This is a genomic window from Streptomyces sp. FH025 (genome assembly GCF_017427025.1).
Classification (GTDB): domain Bacteria; phylum Actinomycetota; class Actinomycetes; order Streptomycetales; family Streptomycetaceae; genus Kitasatospora.
In genome coordinates, this window is sequence record NZ_JAFLNG010000864.1 from 1 (window position 1) to 2,808 (window position 2,808).

1 protein-coding gene is annotated in these 2,808 nt (G+C 76.0%); it reads left to right on the plus strand.

Going from position 1 to position 2,808, the window contains the following annotated elements; genetic code table 11:
* Positions 1–2,808, plus strand: a 2,808-nt coding sequence (locus J0670_RS34915; RefSeq protein WP_207816504.1) for an amino acid adenylation domain-containing protein, incomplete at both ends; no start/stop codon positions are given.

Genomic DNA, 2,808 nt, shown 5'->3' on the forward strand with positions numbered 1-2,808 from the left:
GGTCACCGCCCGGCTGCGCGCCGCCTTCGGCTCCGCGGATCTCTCGCCCCGACTGCTGTTCAGCCACCCGGTGCTGGCCGACCTCGCCGAGGCCCTCGGCGAACCGGGAGGCGCGGACGGCCCCGACGTCATCCCCGCCGCCGATCCGACCGCCGAACCGCCGCTCTCCTACGCCCAGCAGCGGCTCTGGTTCCTCGACCGCTTCGAGCCCGGCAGCACCGAGTACACCTCGATGTCCGTCCTGCGCCTGCGCGGAGCACTCGACCGGGCCGCGCTCGGCGCCGCCCTGGACGCCCTGGTCGAGCGGCACGAGGCGCTGCGGACCACCTTCGCCGAACGCGACGGCCGCGCCCGGCAGGTGGTGCGCCCGCCGCACCCCGTCGAGCTGCCCTGCCGGGACGTCCGCCCGGCCGCCCTCGACGCGCTGCTGGAGGAGATCGCCGCCACCCCGTTCGACCTCGCCACCGGGCCGCTGCTGCGCGCCCACCTGGCCCGGCTCGCCGAGGACGAGCACGTCCTCGTGCTGGCCGTGCACCACATCGCCACCGACGGCTGGTCGATGGGCGTGCTGGGCCGCGACCTGGGCGAGCTGTACGCGGCGGCCGTCGAGGGCCGCCGCCCGCAGCTGCCCGAACTGCCCGTCCGCTACACCGACTTCGCGGCCTGGCAGCGTGCCAGGATCGACCTCGCCGAGGCGGACCTCGAGCACTGGCGCACGGCCCTGGCGGGCCTGACCCCGCTGGAGCCGCCCACCGACCGGCCGCGCCCGGCCGTTCGCACCAAGGACGGCGCACTGGTCACCTTCACCCTGCCCGCCGAACTGACCGAGCGGCTGCGCGAGCGCGGCCGGGAGGCCGACGGCACCCTCTACACCGTCCTCCTGGCGGCCTGCCAGGTGCTGCTCGCCCGCTGGGCCGGGCAGTCGGACCTCGCCGTCGGCACCGTCACCTCGGGCCGCGAACGCGGCGAACTCCACGACGTGGTCGGCATGTTCGTCAACACCCTGGTGCTGCGCGGCACCGTCCGCCCGGAGGCGACGTTCCGCGAGCTACTGGCCGCCGCCCGCGAGAGCGTCCTCACCGCCCTCGCCCACCAGGAGGTGCCCTTCGAACGGCTGGTGGACGCCCTCCAGCCGGAGCGCGACACCAGCCGCACCCCGCTGTTCCAGGTCATGGTCGCCCTGCACAACCTCGGCGCCGAGGCGCCGCGGCTGCCGGGCCTGACGGTGGAGCCGGTGACCCCGCCGGTCCGGAACGCCACCTTCGACCTCTCCTTCGACTTCGTCGAACGCGACGGCGGCCTGACCGGCTACCTGGAGTACAGCACCGGGCTGTTCGACGCACGCACCGCCGAGGGCCTGGCCGACTGGCTGGGCACCCTGCTGGCGGCCGCCGCCGAGGCGCCGGACACGCCGGTCGGCGCGCTGCCGCTGATGACGGCCGAGGAACGGCACCGGGTACTGGCCCAGGGGCGGGGCGAGCCGCTGCCCGAGTCGTCGGCCGGGCCGGACACCACCTTCACCGCCCTGTTCGAGGCGCAGGCCGCCCGCACCCCGCACGCCACCGCCCTGGTCGCCCGGGACGCCACCCTCGACTTCGCCGCCCTCAACGCCCGGGCCAACCGGCTCGCCCGCCACCTCGCCGCCCTCGGCGCCGGCCCGGAACAGGTGGTCGCGGTGCGGCTGCCGCGCACCTCGGACCTGGTGGTCGCCCTGTTCGGCGTCCTCAAGGCGGGCGCCGCCCTGCAGTTCGTCGACCCGGACCTGCCCGCCGAGCGGGCCGCCCTGCTGCTCGACGACACCCGGCCCCGGACGGTGCTGACCGAGCAGACCCTGCGCGAGGTGCCCTGGGAGGCGCTGCCCGGCCACGACCTGACCGACGCCGAGCGGACGGGCCCACTGCTGCCGCAGCACGCCGCCTACCTCATCCACACCTCCGGTTCGACCGGCCGCCCCAAGGGCGTCGTGGTCGAGCACCGCCAACTGACCAACCTCTGCCGCGACCACCGGGAGGAGCTGCTCGCCCCGCGCACCGCCGACGGCAGCCGGCTGCGGGTCGCGCTCAGCGCCTCCTTGTCCTTCGACACCAGCTGGGAGGGACTGCTGCTGCTGGTGTTCGGTCAGGAGCTCCACCTGATCGACGAGGACGTCCGGCTGGACCCGCAGGCCTTCTGCGCCCGGATCGTCGACCAGCGACTCGACGTGGTCAACGTCACCCCCTCCTTCCTGCGCGAACTCACCGCCGCCGGACTCCTCGCGCCCGGCCCGCATCACCCGCGCCTGCTGCTGATCGGAGGCGAGGCCGTCCCCGCCGCCACCTGGCGGGAGCTGTGCTCGGCGCACGCCGAACTCGGCGTCACCGCCTACAACCTGTACGGGCCCACCGAGTGCACCGTCGACGCCGCCTACGCCCGCTGCGCCGACCACCCCGAGCGCCCGGTGATCGGCCGCCCCGGCCGGGGCCTGCGCGCGTACGTGCTCGACGGCGCCCTGCGGCCGGTGCCGCCCGGGATGCCGGGGGAGCTGTACCTGGCCGGGGCGCAGGTGGCCCGCGGCTACCTGGGCCGCCCCGGGCTGACCGCCACCCGCTTCCTCGCCGACCCGTTCGGTGCCCCGGGCACCCGGATGTACCGCACCGGCGACCTGGCCCGCTGGGACGCGGACGGGCAGCTGGAGTTCCTCGGACGGGCCGACGAGCAGGTCAAGATCCGGGGGTTCCGGATCGAACCCGGCGAGGTCGAGGCCGCCCTGCTGACGCACCCCGACCTCGCCGACTGCGCCGTCGCCGCGCGCGAGCACGCGGGCCGCAC